2 protein-coding genes are annotated in these 2,352 nt (G+C 33.5%); both read right to left on the reverse strand.

Annotation, left to right across the window (positions count from 1 at the left end; genetic code table 11):
• Positions 1–144: 144 nt before the first annotated feature.
• On the reverse strand, positions 145–1,092 hold the full coding sequence (locus V7014_RS00860; RefSeq protein ID WP_335502966.1) for an ABC transporter permease: 948 nt from the start codon (positions 1,090–1,092) through the stop codon (positions 145–147).
• Positions 1,089–2,009, reverse strand: coding sequence for an ABC transporter ATP-binding protein (locus tag V7014_RS00865; RefSeq protein WP_335502968.1), 921 nt, complete (start codon positions 2,007–2,009; stop codon positions 1,089–1,091). The genes V7014_RS00860 and V7014_RS00865 overlap by 4 nt, the downstream gene beginning before the upstream one ends.
• Between the last annotated feature and the right edge of the window lie 343 nt (positions 2,010–2,352).

Raw genomic sequence — 2,352 nt, forward strand, 5'->3', positions numbered from 1 at the left:
ATTTCTTAGTTGACTTATCATAAGGAGGATGGCGAAGTCCACTAGGAGCTAGGCGCTGGAGCTAGACACCGTGCAAAACTATATACTTTCTTATCTTTAAGAAAAAAGCAGTATGAGTTCATCATACTGCTTCTTTCTTTACATTTAAGCTGCCACATCTCGTTTCGTGAAAAACAAAAAGGCAATTAAGTTAAATAGAACAAAATAGATACCTAACATGATAAGAGAGAATGATAAGGTCATCCCTTCAATCATCGGCTGACCGTTAAAATAGCTTAACAAGTCAATATTTGCAAATAAAATATATTTCGCCCATTCATATTTCATGGAAACAAGCATTGTAATATTTGGTCCCATTAATAGTAGGAACATGGCAATACCAATTGCTAACGAGCTATTTCGGAATGCTGCGGACACCATGAATGCCATAGTTGTTAACATTAACAGTCCTACAGAAGATAATATATACGTAAAGAATGCATTTCCTACTTGTGATTTCTCAATTACTTGACCATCACTGTATGCTAAATACGGTCCAGCGTCGCCGAATCCAAATAGAACAGCTCCTACAGCAAAAGCCGTAGCAAATGCTAATAATACAGTCGAAAATGAAAAAATGAATACAGCTGCATACTTACTAAATAATATTTTAGCACGGCTAGCCGGGCGGATTAACAATAACTTGATAGTACCGGTAGAAAACTCACTAGCTACAATACCTGCTGCTACTGTAATCGTAATAATCGATATAAAATACACAATATCAACAATAGAATTCACAAAAGACCATACATTCGTTTTTTCACTTGGTGGAATATCATGCTTCAAACGGTATTCATTCTTTGCAATATCTGCTTTCAACATTGCTTGATAGCTTTCATTTCCGTTTTCTTGTAGTTCTTGTTCCATTTGTTTATTTTGCTCAATTAAGGATTGTTCCCATTTCACATTTTCAGGGGCAGACTCATTTTTATTTTCTGAGTACTTTACTAATGCTCCAGTACCAACAATCGCTAATACTAGAAAACCAATCATAATATAGGTAGAAGCTCGTTTAAATAGCTTCATCATTTCATTTGCTATTAAGTTCATTGAATTTGCCCTCCTGTTCCTGTTATTTGCAAGAATTTTTCTTCAAGTGAAACTGTTACATTTGCAACACGATACACTGCACATTCTTGCAATACTAATGATTTTACAACATTAGGAACCAGTTCATTGGCAATCGTTAATTCAATTACTTCATTAACAATTTGCGGCTCACAATTAGAATATTGTTCTTTAATAATCTTTAATGCTTTAGGTAACGGCTCTACAGTAAGACTAATTCTTTGTTCTTCTTCCTCTGTAACTTCGTGTACATTTTGTATATCTACTAGTTTTCCATTTTGAATAATACAGAAGCGATCACACATCATTTCCATTTCAGATAATAGGTGACTCGAAACAATAACCGTCATTCCTTCTTCACGAGACAAACGTTTTAAATAATCCCTTATCTCTCGTATTCCTTGTGGATCTAGCCCATTAGTTGGTTCATCCAGGATAAGTACCTTTGGTCTATGTAATAACGCTTGTGCTAACCCTAAACGTTGACGCATACCTAATGAATAGGTTTTTACCTTATCATTTATTCTTTGTCTTAAACCCACTAGCTCAATAACTTCATCAATTCTTTCCTTGCTAATGCCATGTGACATTCTCGCATAATGCTTTAAGTTATCATAGCCTGTTAAATACTTATACATTTCTGGGTTTTCAACAATGGCACCTACATGTCTAATAGCTTTCTCAAAGTTATCCTTAACACTGTCACCGCAAATGACAATATCTCCGCCCGAAAGCTTCATCAAGCCAACAATCATTCGAATTGTTGTTGTTTTACCTGCTCCATTTGGTCCAAGAAAACCAAAAATCTCGCCTCCATACACATCAAAACTTAAATCTTGAATAATAGGCTTATTCTTAATGCGCTTTGAAACGTTCTGAAGCTTTACAGTCACTTCCATTCTCATTACATCCTTTACAGCATATTTTTTTCTTTAATCGTTCAAGCAATATACAAATCACAAAAGGTTACTAATTATCAAAAAATTATTGGTTATTGGATATACAGTTAGTTGTTCCTTTTGCTTGATTTTGCCTCCTTTACAATCCTAACTTTTTACGCTCTTTTTTTAAATATACTTTAGATATAATTGTGCATAAGACTTTAGGCGTATGGAAATAAAAAGAAACTCATATATTTATATCCTTCCGAAAAAAGACACTTACACATTTTAACATTTATTTTGATTTATACAGAAAATTTTATATTTATTTAATAATAGAATAATAAAGCGAAACTTTAAT

This window comes from Bacillus sp. JJ722, from assembly GCF_036963345.1.
Lineage (GTDB): Bacteria > Bacillota > Bacilli > Bacillales > DSM-1321 > Bacillus_AD.